The organism is Nitrospirota bacterium, assembly GCA_015233895.1.
Lineage (GTDB): Bacteria > Nitrospirota > Thermodesulfovibrionia > Thermodesulfovibrionales > Magnetobacteriaceae > Magnetomonas.
Genome location: JADFXG010000017.1, coordinates 40,825 through 61,317 on the forward strand (window position 1 = coordinate 40,825; position 20,493 = coordinate 61,317).

The 20,493-nt window shown below is 42.2% G+C and carries 17 protein-coding genes and 1 pseudogene; 9 read left to right on the plus strand and 9 right to left on the minus strand.

The annotated features are described in order from the left end of the window. From HQK88_11560 to HQK88_11570, 3 genes are all read right to left on the minus strand, one after another. Nucleotides 1–1,143 (minus strand): flagellin FliC, encoded by a 1,143-nt coding sequence (locus HQK88_11560; GenBank protein ID MBF0617438.1) that lies wholly within the window; start codon nt 1,141–1,143, stop codon nt 1–3. A gap of 367 nt (nt 1,144–1,510) precedes the next feature. Continuing rightward, on the minus strand, nt 1,511–2,653 hold the full coding sequence (locus HQK88_11565) for a flagellin (protein ID MBF0617439.1): 1,143 nt from the start codon (nt 2,651–2,653) through the stop codon (nt 1,511–1,513). Between the two features lie 178 nt (nt 2,654–2,831). Next, the gene (locus HQK88_11570) at nt 2,832–3,974 is read right to left on the minus strand and encodes a flagellin FliC (protein ID MBF0617440.1); all 1,143 of its coding nucleotides are present in this window, start codon (nt 3,972–3,974) and stop codon (nt 2,832–2,834) included. Between the two features lie 509 nt (nt 3,975–4,483). On the opposite strand from HQK88_11570, the gene fumC reads away from it, so the two are divergent. The 5 genes from fumC to HQK88_11595 all read left to right on the plus strand — a co-directional run bounded on the left by fumC (nt 4,484) and on the right by HQK88_11595 (nt 8,843). Further along, nucleotides 4,484–5,878, plus strand: a complete 1,395-nt coding sequence (gene fumC / locus HQK88_11575; protein MBF0617441.1) for a class II fumarate hydratase — start codon at nt 4,484–4,486, stop codon at nt 5,876–5,878. A 158-nt stretch (nt 5,879–6,036) separates the two neighbouring features. Further along, a complete protein-coding gene (locus HQK88_11580; GenBank protein ID MBF0617442.1) occupies nt 6,037–6,609 on the plus strand; it encodes a SocA family protein in 573 nt (190 codons plus the stop codon). A 2-nt stretch (nt 6,610–6,611) separates the two neighbouring features. Continuing rightward, nucleotides 6,612–7,058: a hypothetical protein gene (locus HQK88_11585; protein ID MBF0617443.1), complete on the plus strand. Its 447-nt coding sequence runs from the start codon at nt 6,612–6,614 to the stop codon at nt 7,056–7,058. 61 nt (nt 7,059–7,119) lie between these two features. Continuing rightward, the gene (locus tag HQK88_11590) at nt 7,120–8,148 is read left to right on the plus strand and encodes an NAD-binding protein (GenBank protein MBF0617444.1); all 1,029 of its coding nucleotides are present in this window, start codon (nt 7,120–7,122) and stop codon (nt 8,146–8,148) included. A 14-nt stretch (nt 8,149–8,162) separates the two neighbouring features. Further along, entirely contained in the window at nt 8,163–8,843 is a 681-nt protein-coding gene (locus HQK88_11595; GenBank protein ID MBF0617445.1) for an ABC transporter ATP-binding protein, read from the plus strand. 9 nt (nt 8,844–8,852) lie between these two features. Here the strand turns inward: HQK88_11595 and HQK88_11600 are convergent, their stop codons facing one another. The 4 genes from HQK88_11600 to HQK88_11615 all read right to left on the minus strand — a co-directional run bounded on the left by HQK88_11600 (nt 8,853) and on the right by HQK88_11615 (nt 14,226). Next, nucleotides 8,853–10,328 carry a hypothetical protein gene (locus HQK88_11600; GenBank protein MBF0617446.1) on the minus strand — a complete coding sequence of 492 codons (1,476 nt, stop codon included), beginning with the start codon at nt 10,326–10,328 and terminating at the stop codon, nt 8,853–8,855. A 134-nt stretch (nt 10,329–10,462) separates the two neighbouring features. Next, nucleotides 10,463–12,004 (minus strand): response regulator, encoded by a 1,542-nt coding sequence (locus tag HQK88_11605; GenBank protein MBF0617447.1) that lies wholly within the window; start codon nt 12,002–12,004, stop codon nt 10,463–10,465. Between the two features lie 17 nt (nt 12,005–12,021). Next, nucleotides 12,022–13,656 carry a HAMP domain-containing protein gene (locus tag HQK88_11610; GenBank protein MBF0617448.1) on the minus strand — a complete coding sequence of 545 codons (1,635 nt, stop codon included), beginning with the start codon at nt 13,654–13,656 and terminating at the stop codon, nt 12,022–12,024. 6 nt (nt 13,657–13,662) lie between these two features. Beyond that, nucleotides 13,663–14,226: a YfiR family protein gene (locus HQK88_11615; GenBank protein MBF0617449.1), complete on the minus strand. Its 564-nt coding sequence runs from the start codon at nt 14,224–14,226 to the stop codon at nt 13,663–13,665. Between the two features lie 173 nt (nt 14,227–14,399). On the opposite strand from HQK88_11615, the gene gmd reads away from it, so the two are divergent. The 3 genes from gmd to HQK88_11630 are packed head-to-tail and all read left to right on the plus strand — an operon-like array spanning nt 14,400 to nt 17,179. Then, nucleotides 14,400–15,512 carry a GDP-mannose 4,6-dehydratase gene (gene gmd, locus HQK88_11620; GenBank protein ID MBF0617450.1) on the plus strand — a complete coding sequence of 371 codons (1,113 nt, stop codon included), beginning with the start codon at nt 14,400–14,402 and terminating at the stop codon, nt 15,510–15,512. Nucleotides 15,513–15,520: 8 nt separating this feature from the next. Beyond that, nucleotides 15,521–16,471 (plus strand): GDP-L-fucose synthase, encoded by a 951-nt coding sequence (locus HQK88_11625; protein ID MBF0617451.1) that lies wholly within the window; start codon nt 15,521–15,523, stop codon nt 16,469–16,471. A 15-nt stretch (nt 16,472–16,486) separates the two neighbouring features. After that, nucleotides 16,487–17,179 (plus strand): DNA alkylation repair protein, encoded by a 693-nt coding sequence (locus HQK88_11630; GenBank protein MBF0617452.1) that lies wholly within the window; start codon nt 16,487–16,489, stop codon nt 17,177–17,179. 113 nt (nt 17,180–17,292) lie between these two features. Here HQK88_11630 and HQK88_11635 read toward each other — a convergent pair whose 3' ends face one another. Beyond that, nucleotides 17,293–18,585 carry an acetyl-CoA C-acetyltransferase gene (locus HQK88_11635; protein MBF0617453.1) on the minus strand — a complete coding sequence of 431 codons (1,293 nt, stop codon included), beginning with the start codon at nt 18,583–18,585 and terminating at the stop codon, nt 17,293–17,295. Nucleotides 18,586–19,276: 691 nt separating this feature from the next. Then, nucleotides 19,277–19,351: pseudogene (locus HQK88_11640) on the minus strand (SEC-C domain-containing protein). Nucleotides 19,352–20,219: 868 nt separating this feature from the next. Here HQK88_11640 and HQK88_11645 point away from each other — a divergent pair. Then, nucleotides 20,220–20,493, plus strand: a 274-nt coding sequence (locus HQK88_11645; GenBank protein MBF0617454.1) for a transposase, incomplete at its 3' end; no start/stop codon positions are given.

The following is a 20,493-nucleotide window of genomic DNA, read 5'->3' on the forward strand; positions in this document are numbered from 1 at the left end:
TTACCTTATCAATGCAAGCACGTTCTGTGGCGCAGAATTAGCCTGTGCCAGAACAGATATACCGGCCTGTTGCAGAATCATGGACTTGGTAAGGTTTGCCGTTTCAGAGGCAAAGTCGGCATCCATTATTCTTGACCGTGCTGCCTGTGTATTCTGTATTATATTGCCTAAGTTGTTAATAGCCGCATCAAGCTGATTTGACTTAGCTCCCATGTCTGCCTTTGCAGAATTCACAGTGTTTAAAGCCTCGTCAATAACGGCGATAGTGTTTGAAGCGTTCGATGAGAATGTCACGTGGCCTTGAACATCACGGACTAAATTACCTTGAGCATCGAGTTTAGCAACCTGAAACGCCGCTATCCCGGTGTAAGTGATAGGGCCGGGCTGCGTTGTAGCTAACGGTGTCGTTGACATAGAAGTACTGTACGTCCAATTTGCCGGAGGCGGTGTTCCATTTCCGTCCATGAACAATTTATCTCCTACTGCCATAGTGGTACCGTTTACGACGGCTGTTCCGCTTGTACCGGTACTGGTGTGAATATCTTTTAAATACATGGTCAGCCCATCTTTGAGACCATCATTGCTGCCCTTAAATGTTTTGCCGCCTAAGGCATCCGTGTTCAGAGAGGGTATAGAGACACTTATCTGTGCATCGCTTGCTGCATAGCTTGTGTTAAATTTTGCCGTAACACCAAGGCCTGTCTTTGTGTTAGTGTCATAACTACCGGCAAGCAGCCGCACACCGTTAAATTTGGTCTGCTCAGAGATTCTCCCTATCTCCTCTACAAGTGAGTTTGCCTCTTTTTGCATGTAGGCGACATCGGTTGCACCATACTGGCCACTCATTGCTTGCACGCCAAGCTCCCGGATTCTCTGAAGGTTATTTGTTATCTCATCCATTGCACCCTCAGCAGTTTGAACCATAGAGAGACCGTCGTTTGCGTTTCTTACGCCAACAGTCAACCCTCTTGTTTGAGAATCCATTCCTGTTGCGATTGCAAGCCCTGCTGCGTCATCTGCCGCTGAGTTTACCCTCAAGCCTGACGATAATCTCGTCATCGCTGTTTGAAGCGGATTCTGAGTTTTCCTCAAATTGTTTTGTGCGTTAATTGACATTATGTTTGTGTTTATTACAAATGCCATGATAAACCTCCTTGCACTTTTTCTTAATAGCATCCGGCTATTATTTTAAGTCCGCAGATCTACATACTTTTAATACCGAGTTGTATTCAGAAGCATAACGAGGCGGCGAGGAGCAAGCGACGCAGGCGTACTTTTTAGTACGTTGAGGAGCTTGCGACAATGCCAACAAAGTTAGGCGATTGAAGGCTACTTGGTATAAGCTCTTTTCTACATTTTAGTCACCTCCTGATAATGACTATCCCCGCGGCAAAGCCGCAGGGTATCTCAACAACAAGAAAAATTCCCCGTGGTAAAAACCACGGAGAATTGCTAATTTCAAATCATCGGGCATTATATCCCACTCATGTTAACCTACTGTTTTCCCATTCTACCGTAACAGTGCGAGCACGTTCTGCGGTGACGAGTTGGCCTGTGACAGAACCGATATGCCAGCCTGTTGCAGAATCATTGACTTGGTAAGGTTTGCCGTCTCAGTAGCAAAGTCGGCATCCATTATTCTTGACCGTGCTGACTGTGTATTCTGTATTATATTGCCTAAGTTGTTAATAGCAGCATCAAGCTGGTTTGATTTAGCTCCCATGTCTGCTCTTGCAGAATTCACAGTGTTCAAAGCCTCGTCGATAACGGCGATAGTGTTTGAAGCGTTCGATGTGAAGGTCACATGGCCTTGAACATCGCGGATTAAATTACCCTGAGTATCAAGTTTAGCAACCTGAAACGCCGCTATACCGGTGTAACTTATAGCGCCAGGTTGTGTTGTAGCTAAGGCTGACGTTGACATAGATGTACTGTATGTCCAGTTTGGCGGAGGCGGTGCTCCAGATTTGCCCATGAGCAAGGTATCTCCTACTGCCATGGTTTGACCGTTAATGATGGCTGTTCCGCTTGTACCAGTAGTCGTGTGAATGTCTTTTAGATACATGGTCAGACCATCTTTGAGCCCATCACTGCTGCCCTTAAATGTCTTGCCGCCTAAGGCATCCGTGTTCAGAGAGGGTACAGCTATACTTATACTTGAATCGCTTGCTGCATAGCTTGTGTTAAAACTTATCTTTGTCGTAAGGCCTGCCTTCGCAACAGTGTCATAATTACCGGCAAGCAGCCGCACACCATTAAATTTGGTCTGCTCAGAGATTCTCCCTATCTCCTCTACAAGTGAGTTTGCCTCTTTTTGCATATAGGCGACATCAGTTGCACCATACTGGCCGCTCATTGCCTGCACGCCAAGCTCCCGGACTCTCTGAAGGTTATTGGTTATCTCATCCATTGCACCCTGAGCCGTTTGAACCATAGAGAGGCCGTCGTTTGCGTTTCTTACGCCAACTGTCAAACCTCTTGTTTGTGAGTCCATTCCTGTTGCGATTGCAAGCCCTGCTGCGTCATCTGCCGCTGAGTTTACCCTCAAGCCTGACGATAATCTCGTCATTGCTGTTTGGAGCGGATTCTGGGTTTTCCTTAAATTGTTTTGTGCGTTAATTGACATTATGTTTGTGTTTATTACAAATGCCATGATAAACCTCCTTGCACATTTTATTAATAGCGTCCGGCTATTATTTTAGTTATCTAAAACTCGTACATCCAACTACCGGTAACCTTTTTCTACACTTCACCACCTCCTGATATTTCAGTTTTTCAAACTATTGGGAATTAAATCCCACTCCTGTTAACCTCCGTGTTACCATATTTTTTTATTTCAACAGTGAAAGCACGTTCTGCGGAGACGAATTGGCCTGTGACAGAACCGATATACCGGCCTGTTGCAGAATCATGGACTTGGTAAGGTTTGCCGTCTCAGTAGCAAAGTCGGCATCCATTATTCTTGACCGTGCTGACTGTGTATTCTGTATTATATTGCCTAAGTTATTAATAGCAGCCTCTAACTGATTTGCTTTAGCTCCCATATCTGCCTTTGCAGAATTCACAGTGTTCAAAGCCTCGTCAATAACAGCTACAGTGTTTGAAGCGTTCGATGTGAAGGTCACATGGCCTTGAACATCGCGGACTAAATTACCCTGAGTATCGAGTTTAGCAACCTGAAACGCTGCTATACCGGTGTAACTGATAGCGCCTGGCTGCGTTGTAGCTAACGCTGATGTTGACATAGATGTACTGTATGTCCAGTTTGGCGGAGGCGGTGCTCCAGCTGTACCCATAAGCAAGGTGTCTCCTACTGCCATGGTTTGACCGTTAACGATAGCTATTCCGCTTGTACCAGTAGTAGTGTGAATGTCTTTTAAATACATGGTCAGCCCATCTTTGAGCCCATCACTGCTGGCCTTAAATGTTTTGCCGCCTAAGGCATCCGTGTTCAGAGAAGGTACCGCTATGCTTATACTTGAGTCGCTTGCTGAATAGCTTGTGTTAAACTTTATCTTTGTGGTAATGCCTGACTTCGCAACAGTGTCATAATTACCAGCAAGCAGCCGCACACCGTTAAATTTGGTCTGCTCGGAGATTCTCCCTATCTCCTCTACAAGTGAGTTTGCCTCTTTTTGCATGTAGGCGACATCGGTTGCACCGTACTGGCCACTCATTGCCTGCACGCCAAGCTCCCGGACTCTCTGAAGGTTATTTGTTATTTCATCCATTGCGCCCTCAGCCGTTTGAACCATAGAGAGACCGTCGTTTGCGTTTCTTACGCCAACTGTCAAACCTCTTGTTTGTGAGTCCATGCCTGTTGCGATTGCAAGCCCTGCTGCGTCATCTGCCGCTGAGTTTACCCTCAAGCCTGATGATAATCTCGTCATTGCTGTTTGAAGGGGATTCTGGGTTTTCCTTAGATTGTTTTGTGCACTGATAGACATTATGTTTGTGTTTATTACAAAAGCCATGATAAACCTCCGTGTGTCTCATATTAGTCTAATAGCATCCGGCTATTAGTTTACAAACAAACTAATTCAAACATTTTCTGAAACAGTTACGCCGCTATCGCTTAATTTATTAATCATTAATAAATTAAGGCAACATCAAGTGTTATGTATCGTTTATGGTTTTGGGTAGAGGAGTTATTCTTTTTGCTGCAGTTAGTAAAGTCATGTCAACCTCCTTGTAATGTTACAATTTCTGACAGCATCCGGCTGCCGCTTTAAATCTTAAAACTCTAGTTCTATACTTTTCGTTAGTTATGTTGCAATACTGTATCCTTACAATATCTCACACTGCTCTTACGTACGCCTTACTACTTATTACCTTCTTGCAGCCTCTTTGCTGCTCTTAGTCAACTTATCGGCAGTATTTTATAAAAACTTAATACTGTGTGAAAAAACTGTTTCAAAACTACTATAATACTTACCGATGGTTCTGAGTATTGTTGATAACTTAAGCTTAGGAGGACGGCGGCATGGCGGCTAAACGCACGGAAACAGACACAATGGGAGGCATTGAGGTTGATGCTGACAGGTTGTGGGGAGCTCAAACTGAGCGATCTCTGAGGTTTTTTTCAATAGGGGCTGAGAAAATGCCGATAGAGGTAATACGCGCCTTTGGAGTTTTAAAAAAAGCGGCAGCCCTTGCTAACAGGGACCTGGGGCAGCTTTCCGCCGTTAAGGCAGACCTGATTGCTAAAGCCGCTGATGAGATCATAGAGGGCAAACTTGACAGTCATTTCCCGCTTTCCGTTTGGCAAACAGGAAGCGGCACTCAGACCAACATGAACGTTAACGAGGTAATTGCAAACCGTGCTATAGAGTCAGTTGGCGGCGTTATTGGCTCTAAAGAGCCTGTGCATCCCAATGATGACGTTAATAAATCCCAGTCCTCAAACGACGCTTTCCCAACCGCCATGCACATAGCGGCAACCATCACTCTGACAAGAGGGCTAATGCCGTCTGTTAAAGCTCTCAGGGACGGTTTAAATGATAAATCAGAGGAGTTTTCCAAAATTATAAAAATAGGGCGAACTCATCTTCAGGACGCAGTGCCTCTTACTTTAGGGCAGGAGTTTTCAGGATATGTGGCACAGCTGGATTTTTGCATAACTGCAACAGAAAACGTTATCCCTTACCTATATGACTTAGCAATAGGGGGTACTGCGGTAGGAACCGGCCTTAATGCGCACCCTGAGTTTGCAGAGTGTGCCTCAACATATATTTCTAAACAGACCGGATTACCCTTTAAACCCTCACAAAACAAATTTGCCGCTCTCAGCTCACACGAGCCGATTGTGTCTGTCTCCGGTGCACTTAAGACTCTGAGCATTGCACTTTTAAAAATTGCAAACGATATCAGATGGTTAGCATCAGGACCGCGCTCAGGAATTGGGGAGCTGACTCTTCCTGCCAACGAACCAGGCTCATCCATTATGCCAGGCAAAGTAAACCCCACTCAGTGTGAGGCACTGACTATGGTCTGTGCTCAGGTCATGGGAAACGATGCAACCATAGCGTTTGCCGGCTCTCAAGGCAATTTTGAGCTAAACGTGTATAAACCAGTGATTATCTATAATTTATTACAGAGCATAAACCTGCTTGCCGATTCATGCCGGTCTTTTAACGAAAACCTCGTTTGCGGTATAAAAGCCAATGAGGACACTATCGCCTCTCATGTAAAAAACTCTCTCATGCTTGTAACAGCGTTAAATCCTGTTGTGGGGTACGATAATGCCGCAAAAATCGCTAAAACCGCCCACCAGTGCAAAATTACCCTCAAAGAGGCTTGCGTCAAACTTGGGCTTTTGACCGAAGAGGAATTTGACCGGCATGTGGATCCGGCAAAAATGATTTCAAATTCAATTTGAAATACAAGGCAGATATTTTTTATTGTATAGAAGAGCTTTTATTCTACAGAGTAAAGCTATATACCATTACAATTCTAATTTAAAATGGGTAAAATATTATTATTTACTTTTATGCCAATTTGTTTTAACATATATAATGCTAAGCGAGGTGGTTGATAATGACAAATACAACTACTGTAATTGAAGCAGTGTTTTATCTGTTGAGTAAGCTTGGACCTTCAGATAAATTGAAACTGATTAAGTTAATTTACCTTGCCGATAAATTCCATCTTATTCGTTATGGCCGCACTGTTACCAGAGATAAGTACTTAGCTATGGAGCACGGGCCAGTGGGCTCTGTAGTTAAAGATGTTTTGAGTTTTAATTCCAAAAGCCTTTCTGCTAGTGAGCTTAGATGTGCTTGTGCATTGTTTGAGGAAACTGACACTTACACCTTTAAAGCCAAACAATCTGCCACTGAACGCGATTTTGACATGTTATCTGAAAGTGATATAGAATCTTTTGACTTTGTGATTAATCAATTTGGACGTATGACGCAGTGGGAGCTTAGAGATTATACGCATAAATACCCTGAGTGGTATCAACACGAACAGTTATTAAAAGCTGGGCAAAGCAGAAGTGAACCTATAAACACAAAGGAGTTGCTGTCTTTACTTGATAATGACCCTCTAACTATGCCGATGGAACATCTGACAGAATCTGGGAAAATACTTACCGGAAATTATGATTAAGCGTGGAATTACCGGCAGAGCTAATAATTGAATATCTTTCAGACTTTTGTATATGTCATTTTAAAGACTGTAAACACGACCCTGAAGCACCAGCGCACTACTATGTAAATGTGCCAATAACTGATACTTCAAGTTTGCTGTTATGTATAATAACATCGCAAGTAAATAGCAGACAAAATTATTATTACAGGTTAAATCCAAAAGCAGCTGATAGCCTTGTTAGCATAAAAAAACAAGATCTGCCATTTACTTTAAAAGACTGCGTTGTTGATTGTAATAGCGCAGAGCTGATTAAAAAAGCAGAACTGCTTAACAGGATTAATCCTGATATTGGCTTTGATATTAAAGAAAGGGAAATTCCTTCGTTTCTAAGAAATGCAATAAAACAATCTGTAATAAACAGCCCACTCATTTCTAAATATATTAAAAAAATGCTGGAACAAATTTAATACAATGTTTATTAAATTTAAGATAAATTTTACATACTGGACAGAGATTAGGTAAAAAATTTTGGAAAAGAAAGTACTTGCACATTTCTATGAAAAATTCTTACTGGGCTTAATACCGCTGGTTCTTATCTCCATAATCGGCACCATTGGGTACTGGTATATAGGAAATAAACATTATACATTTTTAGATTGCTTTTATATGACTTTTTCAACCATAGCCACTATCGGTTTTGGCGAGATAATAGATATGTCTGATAAACCTCAGGGCAGGTTGTTTACAATATTTTTGGCATTAGCAGGCATTGGAACAATGAGCTATTTACTTTCGAACTTTACAGCTTTTATCATAGAGGGAGACCTGAAGGAGGCATTTTGGATAAATAAGATGGAAAAAAAGATAAAACAGCTAACGGATCACTATATTATCTGTGGGGCGGAGGGTAACGGTCTTTACATTGCCGGTGAATTAAATTTAACAAAGCGGCCTTCGGTTTTGATAGATATAGATATGAAAAAAATAGAAAAAATGCTGGAGACCTGTCCCGATCAGCTCTACATACAGGGGGATGCCACAGACAACAACGTGCTGCTTCATTGCGGCATAGAGAGGGCAAAAGGACTGTTTGCCGCAGCCGGAGACGATAACGTTGACCTTGTGATATGCCTCAGTGCCAGACAGTTAAATCCCTCACTTAAAATAGTAGCCCGCTGCCGACAGTTAAAAAACATCGCCAAAATGGAAAGAGCCGGGGCAGATGTAGTCGTATCCACACATCTTATTGGCGGCATGAGAATGTCCTCTGAGATGTTCCGCCCTGCTGTCGTCTCATTTCTTGATGTTATGCTCAGGGATAAATCCAAAAATCTCCGCATTGAGGAATTTACGTTGCCGGAGAGTTTTACCCCTAAAAAGTTATCTGATATCAATTTTAAAAAGCATCCTGATATCTTGCTCCTTGCTATCAAAAGCGCCTCTGAATGGACATATAATCCAAAGGAGGACTTTATTGTAAATCCCTTGGATACTTTTGTTTTTTTAGCTACGCCGCAGCAAAGAATAGACATCCGTGAGGAACTAAGAGATTTATAAGCAGCCGACAAAAAATGCCACACTGTGAGTTAAAAATGATAGAGAAAACGTATTGTGTCGGGGAAATCACTGTGGAGGCTCTAAGGGGTGTGAATCTGATAATAGAAAAAGGGGATTTTACTGCTATAACAGGAGTTTCAGGCTCAGGAAAAACAACCCTTTTAAACATAATTGGCTGCCTTGACGTTCCCACCTCTGGCAGCTACAAGCTTAACGGCACTGACGTGTCTCACTACAACGACGATGCTCTCTCTGCTATACGTAATAAGTTAATAGGCTTTGTGTTTCAACATTTTTACCTGCTGCCCTATATAACAGCCATAGAAAACGTTTTGTTACCAGTGCTTTATACAGAAACACCGGTGGATAATCCGAGGGAGCTGGCACTTGATGCACTTACCAGAGTGGGATTGTCCGACAGGGCGGATTTTAAACCCGGGCAGCTCTCCGGCGGCCAGCAGCAGCGAGTGGCTATAGCACGCGCCCTTATCAATTCACCGTCCCTTATAATATGTGATGAACCAACAGGCCAGCTTGACTCTAAAACTGCATCAGAGGTCATGCAAACCCTTGTTGACTTAAATACCGCAGGAAAAACCATTCTGATGGTGACTCACGATGCTGCCGTGGCAAGGATTGCCAGGAGAGCCTATCACATACGAGACGGTCTTATAAGTAATAACGATTCGCTTTAGAAAAATTAATCAAATAAACATGAATCCAAAAACTCTGGACCTAATCAATTTGAATCTGAATCTTATAATTTTACCGGCTAATTTTGATATGTTCTTATTACCTTTAAAAGTTACCGGACTCCAGTGGTTGTTGCCGGTTATGACATCACAATCGTTCAATGAAAATCCGTCAAAAACTGGCGCCTCAAGTCTGGGTTTCAGCTCCAGCACCTCGATTTTGATTTCCCCTCCGGGGTAAGAAACCGAATTAATCAGCATTTCAGAGCCCTTAAATATACACGGATACGTGTAAAATTCCCCCATAAGCGGGGCCTCAATTCCCACAATGCCGTCCTCTCTGACTGTGGCAAGGTATATGGCAGGCCGCTCGGCACGGTATTCATTATGGGCACGGCGGGAAAAAAACACAGGATGTGCCCATTGTTTACCCTCATACGGAACCAGACCAACTCCGGCATACGTCGTGATTTTTTCGGGATTTTCCTCGTTTGAATAAAGTGCCGATTGCGAAGGGAAAAACCACCGGTTGCCGTCTCTGCTTAGCGCCAGATGCAGACTTAGAGTGTCGGTGTCTCTGTGGTAGATAGCCGGAAACATTATGTGTGCCATGTCGGCGCCGGGCCACTTATTGTAGCTGTTTGTGTATATATCGGCAGAGGGTCCCCAGCTAATCTCAGGTGTTAACACTGCCTTTGGAGGTGGAAATTTGCCAAATTGCCGGGACTCGGTTTTTCTTACTATCCGTTTACCTCCAAATCCATGACGATTCTGCGGAGACCAACCCCTTACGTACAAAACATACTTCTTTTTTTCCTTTATATAACAGGCGACTGACTGCGTATCGCTTAAGTACTCCAGTACAGGTTCATCCAGTAGTGTCCAGTGTATTCCATCTGGAGATACTGCCCCATAAAGCCAATTAAACACATCCTTAACCTTTTTTGCCTGCCCAAGGTGCACAAGTTTATAACGTTCTGGCGCAGGTGCTGAGTCATCCTTAAACACGGTTGCGCCGTGGGCACCGAGAACTCCCCCTGTGCGCTCATCACCCCAGCCATACACTATATTGTTTGACTTGCTGCCTTTGTACTCTATAAGGCCAAGTTCGGGGCGATGCCAGTGCTTACAATCATCCGATTCCATATAACAGAGTTTATCGTTTTCCTGAATTCCTTTTTCACTGAAATCATACGTGCAATACCAAAGGCGGTACTTTCCGTTGTCAAACATAAGAGTGCTGTAAGCGCCCACTAAGCCAAGCGGATCATCTGCCGCAATCGGATAATCTGAAATCTCAGGTTTTGTTATCTTAAGCTCTATCCCATACGGACTGAGCCACGGATGCGTTCCATATAAATCCTGATAGAATCTCCAAAATGGCATCCCATATCCAGCCTCAACATACCACCAGTCAAAAAACATGTTTTTAACGCCAACCCGAAACTGCATAGGAATGTGGATGTCCTCAGATGCCCTAACTAACACTCAGCAGTCCTTGTAAAATATCAGTAATATCATGACATTTAATATAACCTTTTTCATGGAAAATAAGTAAGGGAATAAGTAAGGAAAAGTGGTAAGGGAGGACGCTGCCCTCCCTATAATCGCATTGCCCTTATCTATAGATTCCACTTTTCCACTGGGAGTTCTATTGTAAACAGTGCTCCGTCTGCCGTGTTATTGGCGCTAAGAGAGCCGCCCATATTGTCCTCTATGATAGTTTTTGATATAGAAAGTCCGATGCCTGTTCCATTTGCGCCTTTGGTTGACACGTAGGGGTCAAAAATTGTCGGCAATATGTGGGCTGGGATTCCACCGGCATTGTCCTGTATTGTTATCGTTATCTTTGTACCATTGTCTTTAACATTTATGTCCACTTTGCGATCTGGTGTTTGGTTTGACGAAAAGGCGTCTCTTGCGTTATTAAGTAAATTAATTATTGTTTGTTTGAATTCGTTTTGATATCCAAAGGCAGTTGCATGTTTATCACCGGCTATGTTTATAGCGATGTCGTTGATTTTGTATTGTTTACCAATAATATCCAGGGCGTTATTTATTGCATACAGTGGATAAAAAGGTTTTTTTTCTTTTGAAGGCTTAAAAAAATCTCTGAAATCATCTATCGTTTTTGACATATACGATATCTGATTCATCCCTTCCTTTACCAAACCAGACACAAAATCCTTATATTGTTTTCCGTCAAGTCCGGTATTTTCCATCTCCTGAATTATGAGGGCTAACAAATTAAGTGGCTGCTTCCACTGATGTGCTATTGCATTAATCAGTTCTCCCATTTGTGCTGCTCTGCTCTGGACCTCCAATAATTTTTTAGCCTTTGCCGCATCGTCTTTAAGCTTACCACGTTCCGCCTCGATAGCCGCTATCTCGGTAAGCGTTATGATGTAGTAGGAGAGAGAAAATTTGCATTTTGTAGCAACAAACGGTCTTACTTTTCCCTCCAGCCCGTGCTCTTTAAGATATATCACGTGTTCTTTTTCTGCAGCAGTAACTATTGTTTTGAGCCACGAGGTTTCTGAGCTCAAAATTGGAGTTTCATCGTCAATTTTTGCTACTATAGCGGACAAATCCATGCAGCTTATTTTAAATTCATCAAGATTTTCAAATCCGAGAAATTTTAGAAAAGTCCTGTTTATGTATTCTATATCATCTCCATCCATTGTCATCATAAAGGAGGGGTTTGAGTCAAGAATAAACCGCATGGAATTTGTTTTTTTCTCTATTTCACGTCTTTGAAAAATTGTCAGCGCTGATTTATAAATTGTTTCAAGGAGTTTATCGGGATTAGTGGGTTTGGTAGCATAGCTGTCTATTCCTATGTCAATGGCCTGAATCAGATACCGAGGTTCATTAAAAGCGGTGAGAACTATAACTGGCACATTGTAGTCTAAGTCTTTTATGGCCTTTGCCATGGTAAGGCCGTCCATTTTTGGCATCTGAATATCGGTAACAACAATATCCGGCCTGTGTTGCTCAAACAATTGTAACCCCTGAGCGCCGTCCTCAGCCACTAGAAGCACTCCGACGTCCATTCTAAGAATATCCGCAAGCTCCTCCCTCGTATCCGGCTGGTCCTCAACATAAAGGACAGAGACGAGTTTTAACACTTTTCTTTTGTCGTATTGTTCTGTTTTCACAATCATGCGGCTCTGCTGAACAGTTATATATTTACCAGAGGTAATTCTATCAAAAACTCAGCTCCGTCGTCAACATTATGCACTGTAAGTTTTCCGTTCATATTGTTTTCAATTATCATTTTTGACATATAAAGTCCCACACCGGTTCCTTTGCCCTGCTCTTTGGTTGTAAAGTAGGGCTCAAATATTCTGTCAATTGTGTTTTCAGGGATACCGCCGCCGTTATCACTGAATTTCAGAAAAGCTTTGCTATCGTTCACTCCGACTTGTATTGAGACAAGGCCGGGATGAATGGATTTTTCTATTATAACGTCCTTTGAATTAGAAAACAAATTAAGCAGTGCCTGTGAAAACTCATTGGGATAGCCGTTTACCAATCCATTGTCTTTGACATCAAGATGTACACTTATATCGCTGTTTTTAAAGCTTGCATCAAACAATGACACAGTGTTTTGCACTGAGGCAGCCAGATAGAAGTTTTCCCTGACCTTATCTGGCTTAAAAAAGTTTCTGAAATCATCTATAGTGGTTGACATCCCCTCGATAAGCTTCTGCGCTTTAGCCACTGAGGTTGACATAATTTCCTGTGTAAGTGCATTGTCGCTGTAGGCCCGGCTAAGTTTATATAGGATAAGACTGATTACATTTATCGGCTGCCTCCACTGGTGGGCAATGTTACCAATCATCTCACCCATAGCGGCAAGACGTGACTGCTGAATAAGCATTTTTTCCTGCTCTGTGCGTTTTGCCGCCTCCTCAATAACTCTTTCCTCAAGGGTTCGGTTTAAATCTTCAAGCAGTGCTGTGTTAAACCTGAGTTCATCCTCTATTCGCTTACGCTCGATAAGTTCTGCATTAAGTTTAACATTTATCTCAGCCAGTTCACGTGTTCTGATACTTACAAGCTCTTCAAGGTTTCGCCTGTTATACTCAAGTTCGGAGTTCCATGTCTGAATCTGTGAAAGCATTTCGTTAAGACCATGGGCAAGCATCCCAATTTCGTCATCACTTTCCACTTTTGCCCGTATTGTGTAATTTCTTTGCGCCTCTACCGTATTCATTACGTCCAGGATGCTATATATGGGACCTATGATCGACTTCTGAAGCTTTGTCATAAAAAATATTGCAATTAAAAATGCAGCAGATGAAACTGAGATTCCAAAGAGAAATTTAGTTACAAGGTTTTGGTAGAGGGCTTTTATGTTTGATCTGATATAAACAGTACCAAGATAATTTTTATTGTAGGTAATTGTTTGAAAAACAAGCAAAGAACCCTTTTCAAAAAAATAACCGTCCTCTCGCGGCAAAGGCGGGGACATCTTTGTCTCACTATTTTCCTTTTCGTATTGCGCAAAAATAGTTCCTTCTTTAGAGTACAGTACGGCAAGCTCAATGTTTGGCGAGTATTTTAGCATTTTCAGAATCTCAGACGCTCTTTTACTGTCAGAAAATAATATGGCGGCTGCGCTGCTTTTTGCTATCATTTTGGCCTTTAACGTCAAATCAGTGATCAAAGCCATTTTAAATGAGATGACCCCCTCAACAACTATCACCAAACCTATCATAATAACCACAACACCAATGGAAAGAAGATTAACCTGCATTAATCTTTTTCTGATATTTCCTTTAGTAAATATAAGCAAGTCGTTGTTAAACATCTTTAATTATTTTTCATCAGCCAGCTCAAGAAGTTGCGAGCTTATAGTAAGCCCGGCTTTCTTTGCTGCTTCATTATTAATCTTGAACCTGACCATATTGTCTCTTATAACAAACTGTATGATTCCCCCGTTTTTGTTAAATGATTGTTGGTCTGAAATCGTTAAAACAGGCTTATTCTCAAGATGAGCCAACATTGTTGAAATATCGGCGGTATTGGCTTGCCCGATAAATAATATGTGACAGTTGGAGATTTTATCTGTGTCATCTACAGCGATTATACTGACTCTTTCTGAAGCATTATATTTTTCTTTTTGTAAATTAAGTGCCTGAACAAGCGGTGTGTTGCCAAATACGCAAATATTTAATGTAGTAATGTCATTTGAGCCAGCAGATACCGAACTTGGCCATTCTACAAAGATTGTAAAATTCAGGATAAAAGTGGCTTTTGTTTCAAGCTCTTTTTTGGGGGCAGAGAAAACTGCTTTAGGATTAAGCAATAATAAAATAAACGACAGCGTTATTATACTTAAAGAAATTATTAAATTTCTGCTGCAATATCTTAGCATCAAAACTTGTCACTCCTATCTTTATACGTTACAAGCAACACTTGTTGAAACTAATATAACCTTTTTCAGTGGTTCATGTAAAAGGAAAATCCGGATAAATACTTGACAGAATTATGCTATAAGGATAATCATAAACAGATAACACAAAAGATTTGGCTGGAGGATAAGAGCGACAGATGAAAAGGGCATTGATAACAGGGATAACAGGGCAAGATGGCTCCTATCTTGCCGAGTTACTGCTTGATAAAGGGTACGAGGTGTATGGTCTCATACGGCGCAGCAGCACGTTTAACACCGTACGAATAGATCATCTGTATGTGGATCCCCACGAAAGTGCAGCAAGGTTTTTTCTTGAATACGGAGATTTATCTGACTCAGGGACTTTAACTAACCTTATCTATAATGTAAAACCGGATGAGATATACCATCTTGCGGCACAAAGCCATGTCAGGGTAAGTTTTGATATGCCGGAATACACTGGGGATATAACAGGGCTTGGAACTGTAAGAATTTTAGAGGCTGTCAGAAGAAGCGGTGTAGGAGCAAGGTTTTATCAGGCCTCGTCTTCTGAGATGTTTGGCTCAGCGAATCCTCCACAGGATGAGACCACGCCATTTTGTCCGCGTAGCCCTTATGCCGCTGCAAAAGTCTATGCCTACTGGATAACCGTAAACTACAGAGAAGGTTACGGAGTGTTTGCCTGTAACGGCATTCTGTTTAATCACGAATCCCCCAGAAGGGGAGAGACCTTTGTGACACGGAAAATAACCCGTGCTCTTGCCGCAATGATTACAAAAAAACAAAACAAACTGTTCCTTGGTAACCTTGATGCCAGGCGCGACTGGGGTTTTGCTCCTGAGTACGTCCAATTGCAGTGGTTAATCCTTCAACAGGACTCCCCTGAGGACTATGTTATTGGTACCGGTGAGAGCCGCTCAGTTAGGGAATTTGTGGTAAGTGCATTTGAATATGCCGGGATTGAGTTAGAGTGGCAAGGCACAGGCGTAAATGAAAAAGGTATTGTTAAATCCTGTGTTAATAAGCTGCCATTTAAGGCAGGCGATGTTATAATAGAAATCGACAACCGGTATTTCAGACCCACTGAGGTTGACTATCTGCTTGCTAATACTAAAAAATCAAGAGACAAGTTGGGGTTTGAGTCTAAAATAATATTTAACGAGCTTGTTAAAATCATGGTGGATGCCGACCTTGAGGCTCATGGATTAAGCAGCCCTGGGGAGAGCCGCCAAATTCTAAAGAACAAGGGATTTAACTGGATAAGGAAATAGTTTTTATGATGAATAAAGGTTCAAAAATATATGTAAGCGGCCACAGAGGGCTTGTGGGACGCGCCGTGATGAGGCGTTTGGAGGTTGGCGGTTACTCTAACATAGTGGTAAGGGGGCGGGAGGAGCTGGACCTTAAATCCCAGGAGGCGGTAAAAGAGTTTTTTATGGCAGAGAGGCCGGAATATGTTTTTTTGGCAGCCGCAAAAGTCGGCGGTATAATGGCAAATAACACATATCCAGCCGAGTTCATATATGACAATCTGGTAATAGAGACAAATGTGGTTCACAACTCTTATTTAAGCGGCGTAAAGAAATTGCTTTTTTTGGGTAGTTCCTGCATTTATCCCAAATTTGCCCCGCAGCCTATGAAAGAAGAGTATCTCTTAGCAGGCATTTTGGAGCCCACAAACGAGCCCTACGCTATTGCTAAAATAGCTGGTATAATACTCTGTCAGTCATACAACAGACAGTACGGTACAGGCTATATCTCAGCAATGCCCACTAATCTTTACGGGCCCTACGATAACTTTGATCTTAACAATTCGCATGTTTTACCCGCGATGATAAAGAAATTCCATGACAGCAAAGCTGCAATGGAAAGAGGCGTTGAAAGTCCTGTCGTTCTATGGGGAACAGGCAGCCCCTGCAGGGAGTTTTTACACGTTGACGACCTTGCTGATGCTCTAATCTTTTTAATGGACAACTACAATGACAACGTAACAATAAACGTGGGTACCGGTACAGATCAGACCATAGCCGAGCTTGCAGAAATTGTAAAGGATGTCGTAGGTTTTAAGGGTGAGGTAATATGGGACAGTACAAAACCCGACGGCACTCCAAGAAAACTCCTTGATACATATAGACTTACAAAACTCGGCTGGAGCCCCAAAATAACCCTGCGGGACGGTATCAGAAGCACTTACGACTGGTTTTGTAAAAACTATGAAAATATCAAATAACCTGTTGATAAAGGCATGAAACAATCCGTTTACACCGGTGACATTGAAACAAAAATTTCAGAAATTATTTTGACACTAAAGTCTCTTTCCAATCCTAAAAACGTAGAGGGTATGGCAAGGTATGGGATAAATCCGGAAAACACCCTTGGCATAACAATTCCGGCACTTAAGGCAATCGTACGTGAGGTTGGCAAATCACACGGGCTGGCATTAAAACTCTGGGATAGCTTAATCCATGAGGCAAGAATCCTTGCTGCCCTTATTGATATTCCGAGGGATGTTACCGAGGAGCAGATGGAACGATGGGTTAAGGACTTTGACTCATGGGATGTCTGTGACCAGGTTTGCAGTAAGCTCTTTGTTAAAACCTCATTTGCCAATGCTAAGGCGAGGCAGTGGTGCAAAAGAGACGAGGAGTTTGTAAAACGCGCTGGATTTGTCATGATAACAGCCCTCACAGTTTATGACAAAAAAGCAGATGACAATATTTTTCTTGATTTCTTTGATTTGATTAAAGAGGCCTCAACTGATGAGCGCAATTTTGTTAAAAAGGCTGTAAACTGGGCGTTGAGACAAATCGGAAAGAGAAACCAGACTCTCAGACGTGAGGCTGTAAGACTTGCCCACGAGATTTATGATATCAGAACTAAATCGTCAAAGTGGATAGCCTGCGACGCCCTGCGTGAGCTGGGAAAGTATGGTAATTAGTCTATAGTTTTCTTGAAAACTTTTTGTGCGGACAACACTTACCAGTCGTTGCCAAAAAAACTGGGGTTAAGGGGAGGCAGCGCCTCCCCCTTAACATCTATTACTATATCTGATTAACCAGCGTTTTCAACGAGCATAGCAAAGCCCATACCGCCGCCTATACACATGCTAATAATACCGTGTTTGTAACCGTTACGCTGCATGAGGTTCATGCCGGTAACCATTTGTCTTGCTCCGGTGCAGCCGATAGGGTGTCCGATTGAGATACCACTTCCGAGCTGATTGGGTTTTTCAGTAGGGATGCCCAGTTCTTTCAGACAGCCGATAGTCTGTGAAGCGAAGGCCTCGTTGAGTTCCCACATGTCGATGTCTTGTACAGACAATTTATTAGCCTTAAGGAGTTTTCTGATAGCTGGAATTGGTCCCAGTCCCATGTAGGCGGGGTCAAGGCCGCCTGCGGCGAATCCTTTAACCTTTACATAAGGCTTAAGGCCAAGTTCTTTTGCCTTGTCCGCGGACATCATAATAACAGCGGCGGCGCCGTCGTTAATTCCGGAGGCATTACCGGCAGTTACTGAGCCGTCTTTTTTGAAAGCTGGTTTCATTTTTCCGAGCTTTTCCATGCTGGTTTCCATTGGGCGTTCATCCGTATCAACAATAGTATCGCCTTTTCTGCCCTTTATTACAACAGGAACTATTTCTTTGGCGAAAGTGCCGTCTTTGATAGCTTTCAAAGCTCTGGTGTGGCTGAGGAGGCTGAGCTCGTCCTGTTCCTGACGGGTTATCCCGTAGAGGTCAACGATATTTTCAGCGGTTATTCCCATATGGTAGCCGTAGAAAATCTCAAACAGGCCGTCAAACACCATAAGATCATGGAGTTCGCCGATGCCGGTCAGAGCCATACGATAGCCCCACCGTGCCTGAAGCAATGCAAACGGAACATTGCTCATGCTTTCCATACCGCCGGCTACTATAACATCCGACTCACCGGCCATAATGGATGTTGCTCCCAGCGCTATTGCTTTTAAACCGGAGGAACAGACCTTGTTGATAGTAAAGGCGGGGGTTTCTTTAGGTATTCCGCCTTTAATCATTGCCTGTCTGCCGGGATTTTGCCCCTGTCCGGCCTGTAGGACATTGCCTATTATCACATCGTCAATAGCTACGGGTTTAAGAGAAGAATCCCAGTCCTGCACTTTCTTTTCAAGCTCTATAACGCCCTTGTCTTTTAACTTATCAGGAGCATTGTTTTTCATTTCATCGCTGACTACTGGCCGTAATCCTGTTCTTTTAAAGGCCTCTTTGATTACCAGAGCTCCCAGATCTATTGCCGACACATCCTTAAGTGTGCCGCCAAATGCCCCTACTGGTGTTCTGACTCCTCCCACTATTACAACTTCTCTCATCGTGTAAGTCCTCCTAAGTTTAAGTTAATTTGGTTCATATCATCTCTGGTTTATGCCAATGGGCTGTTTTAAATTAAACACACCATAAACATAATAGCTATTGTGTTTTTACTGTGTCAAGAGCATTTTTTAATAGTGTTTAACCAAAGTGAAAAAGTGCGGGGTGAGGCATAGTCAACAGCCCAAATCCGCCTCTTTTTAATGCCTCTTTTTTCCAGTCTATGCTGATCTGAGGATGCCATTGTGTCGTTGAATTGTCGTAAGTTCTAATAACTCCTGAATTGATCTCATGTAAACATTGCTATCAATTAAATGCGTTGCGAAACTATGCCTCAATATTGTTCGAGGTTATATTTTCAACCTCGAAATTCCCTAAGAATTTGGAATAATAGCAATTAAAAAGAATCTTTAAATCGTTAATAGTCGTCGTTGCTTTATGTAACTCTTATAAGACAGATATAATGGATATAGCTCGGTTACGGTGGCATTTGACGGTACGTGGTTAATGTATTGTTACCCTTTGAACCCTCCGGATAATAATCTATCACCCACCTTGATTTGTCTCTGCTATAGGGTCTTACCGACATATATTTTATAGCTGCCTCTTTTTAAGATTTCCATCCTGGATTTTTAATGCTAAATAACAGTGAGGATTTTATTCAAAATTAGAAAAAACTATTTAGAAAAAAAATTAAAGTAAATTCTTGCCACAACATTTTTTGAACTTCTTGCCGCTGCCACATGGACACGGAGCATTTCTTTTTATTCCAGCAACATTTGATCTGTTTATTTCTTGAACAAAATCAATTTCCTTAAGCGGAGGAGTCCTAAAAGATAAAATTGTATCCTCGCCCTTATAAGTTATGGCAAAATCTCCTTGGCTAATGATGTCCATGCCTATTAAAATATCACAGCCTGACATTTTCCCTAAAGCAACCTCTAAATCATGGATAAATACTTTATTAGGCAGAAAAACGCAAATATCATAAGACGGAACACTAACTGTCGTTTCCACATTGCTAACTATTTTAATTCCAGTAGGGCTTAAGCCTAAATCATCTACAATTTTTTCGTAATCATAGAATTGGTTGCGCCTGTATCCCAAATTCCTTTGTACGCGCGTGCATTTATAGTGGATAACTCTACAACCGACTCCATATTGCTAAAACTGCCAGAAACATGCACTTCAGTGGTAAGCTCACGAGCTATTCCATTATAACGCGTGGTAAATGCTCTTGTAATCTGTTTTTCAGGCAAAGCTTACCCGTGAATGATAAGTTTGAGTATAGCTTTCAGAGCCAGGGGTACATAATTGAACAAGAAATGTGCCGATTTCATGCTCTTTAATCGTGGCTGCAACTGCCTCTTTCTTTGAATTATAATTGCCGAGAACTGTTTGATTGAGAGTGTTCAAAAAACTGTGTCATGAAGTCTAATTAGAGAGCATTTTTTGGAAAGTATATTTTCAGAAACTGCCTAACTGAATTATATTATCAGTTATAACAAAAAGGAGGGATGACACGATGAGTAAGAGAGAAACACAAGATTTGAAGGAGTTCGATTTTGCATCATTTCAGCAAGAGGCAATCAAGCAGTTAAAATCCGGCAAGCCTTAAAGTGGTAAAGAGGGAGTAATAACGCCGCTAATAAAACGGATTCTTGAGGCGGCGTTGGAAGGTGAGTTAGACAACCACTTGAGTGATGAAAGAGAATCAGGCGGGAGAAACAGGAAAAACGGGTCAACATGCAAAACAGTGAAGACAGATCAAATAGCGTTTGAGTTGGAGACTCCGAGGGATCGCAATAGTAGTTTTGAGCCTGAGATAGTGAAAAAGAGGCAGACCTATCCTGGTGACGCACTGGAGAGCAAAATCATATCCCTGTACGGTTTTGGGATGAGTTATAACG

Excerpts from the sequence above, each read along its gene's own strand:
- HQK88_11560 (MBF0617438.1), bottom strand. The coding sequence starts at position 1,143 with ATGGCATTTGTAATAAACACAAACATAATGTCAATTAACGCACAAAAC.
- HQK88_11565 (MBF0617439.1), bottom strand. The coding sequence starts at position 2,653 with ATGGCATTTGTAATAAACACAAACATAATGTCAATTAACGCACAAAAC.
- HQK88_11570 (MBF0617440.1), bottom strand. The coding sequence starts at position 3,974 with ATGGCTTTTGTAATAAACACAAACATAATGTCTATCAGTGCACAAAAC.
- fumC (MBF0617441.1), top strand. The coding sequence starts at position 4,484 with ATGGCGGCTAAACGCACGGAAACAGACACAATGGGAGGCATTGAGGTT.
- HQK88_11580 (MBF0617442.1), top strand. The coding sequence starts at position 6,037 with ATGACAAATACAACTACTGTAATTGAAGCAGTGTTTTATCTGTTGAGT.
- HQK88_11595 (MBF0617445.1), top strand. The coding sequence starts at position 8,163 with ATGCCACACTGTGAGTTAAAAATGATAGAGAAAACGTATTGTGTCGGG.
- HQK88_11605 (MBF0617447.1), bottom strand. The coding sequence starts at position 12,004 with ATGATTGTGAAAACAGAACAATACGACAAAAGAAAAGTGTTAAAACTC.
- HQK88_11610 (MBF0617448.1), bottom strand. The coding sequence starts at position 13,656 with ATGTTTAACAACGACTTGCTTATATTTACTAAAGGAAATATCAGAAAA.
- gmd (MBF0617450.1), top strand. The coding sequence starts at position 14,400 with ATGAAAAGGGCATTGATAACAGGGATAACAGGGCAAGATGGCTCCTAT.
- HQK88_11625 (MBF0617451.1), top strand. The coding sequence starts at position 15,521 with ATGAATAAAGGTTCAAAAATATATGTAAGCGGCCACAGAGGGCTTGTG.
- HQK88_11630 (MBF0617452.1), top strand. The coding sequence starts at position 16,487 with ATGAAACAATCCGTTTACACCGGTGACATTGAAACAAAAATTTCAGAA.
- HQK88_11635 (MBF0617453.1), bottom strand. The coding sequence starts at position 18,585 with ATGAGAGAAGTTGTAATAGTGGGAGGAGTCAGAACACCAGTAGGGGCA.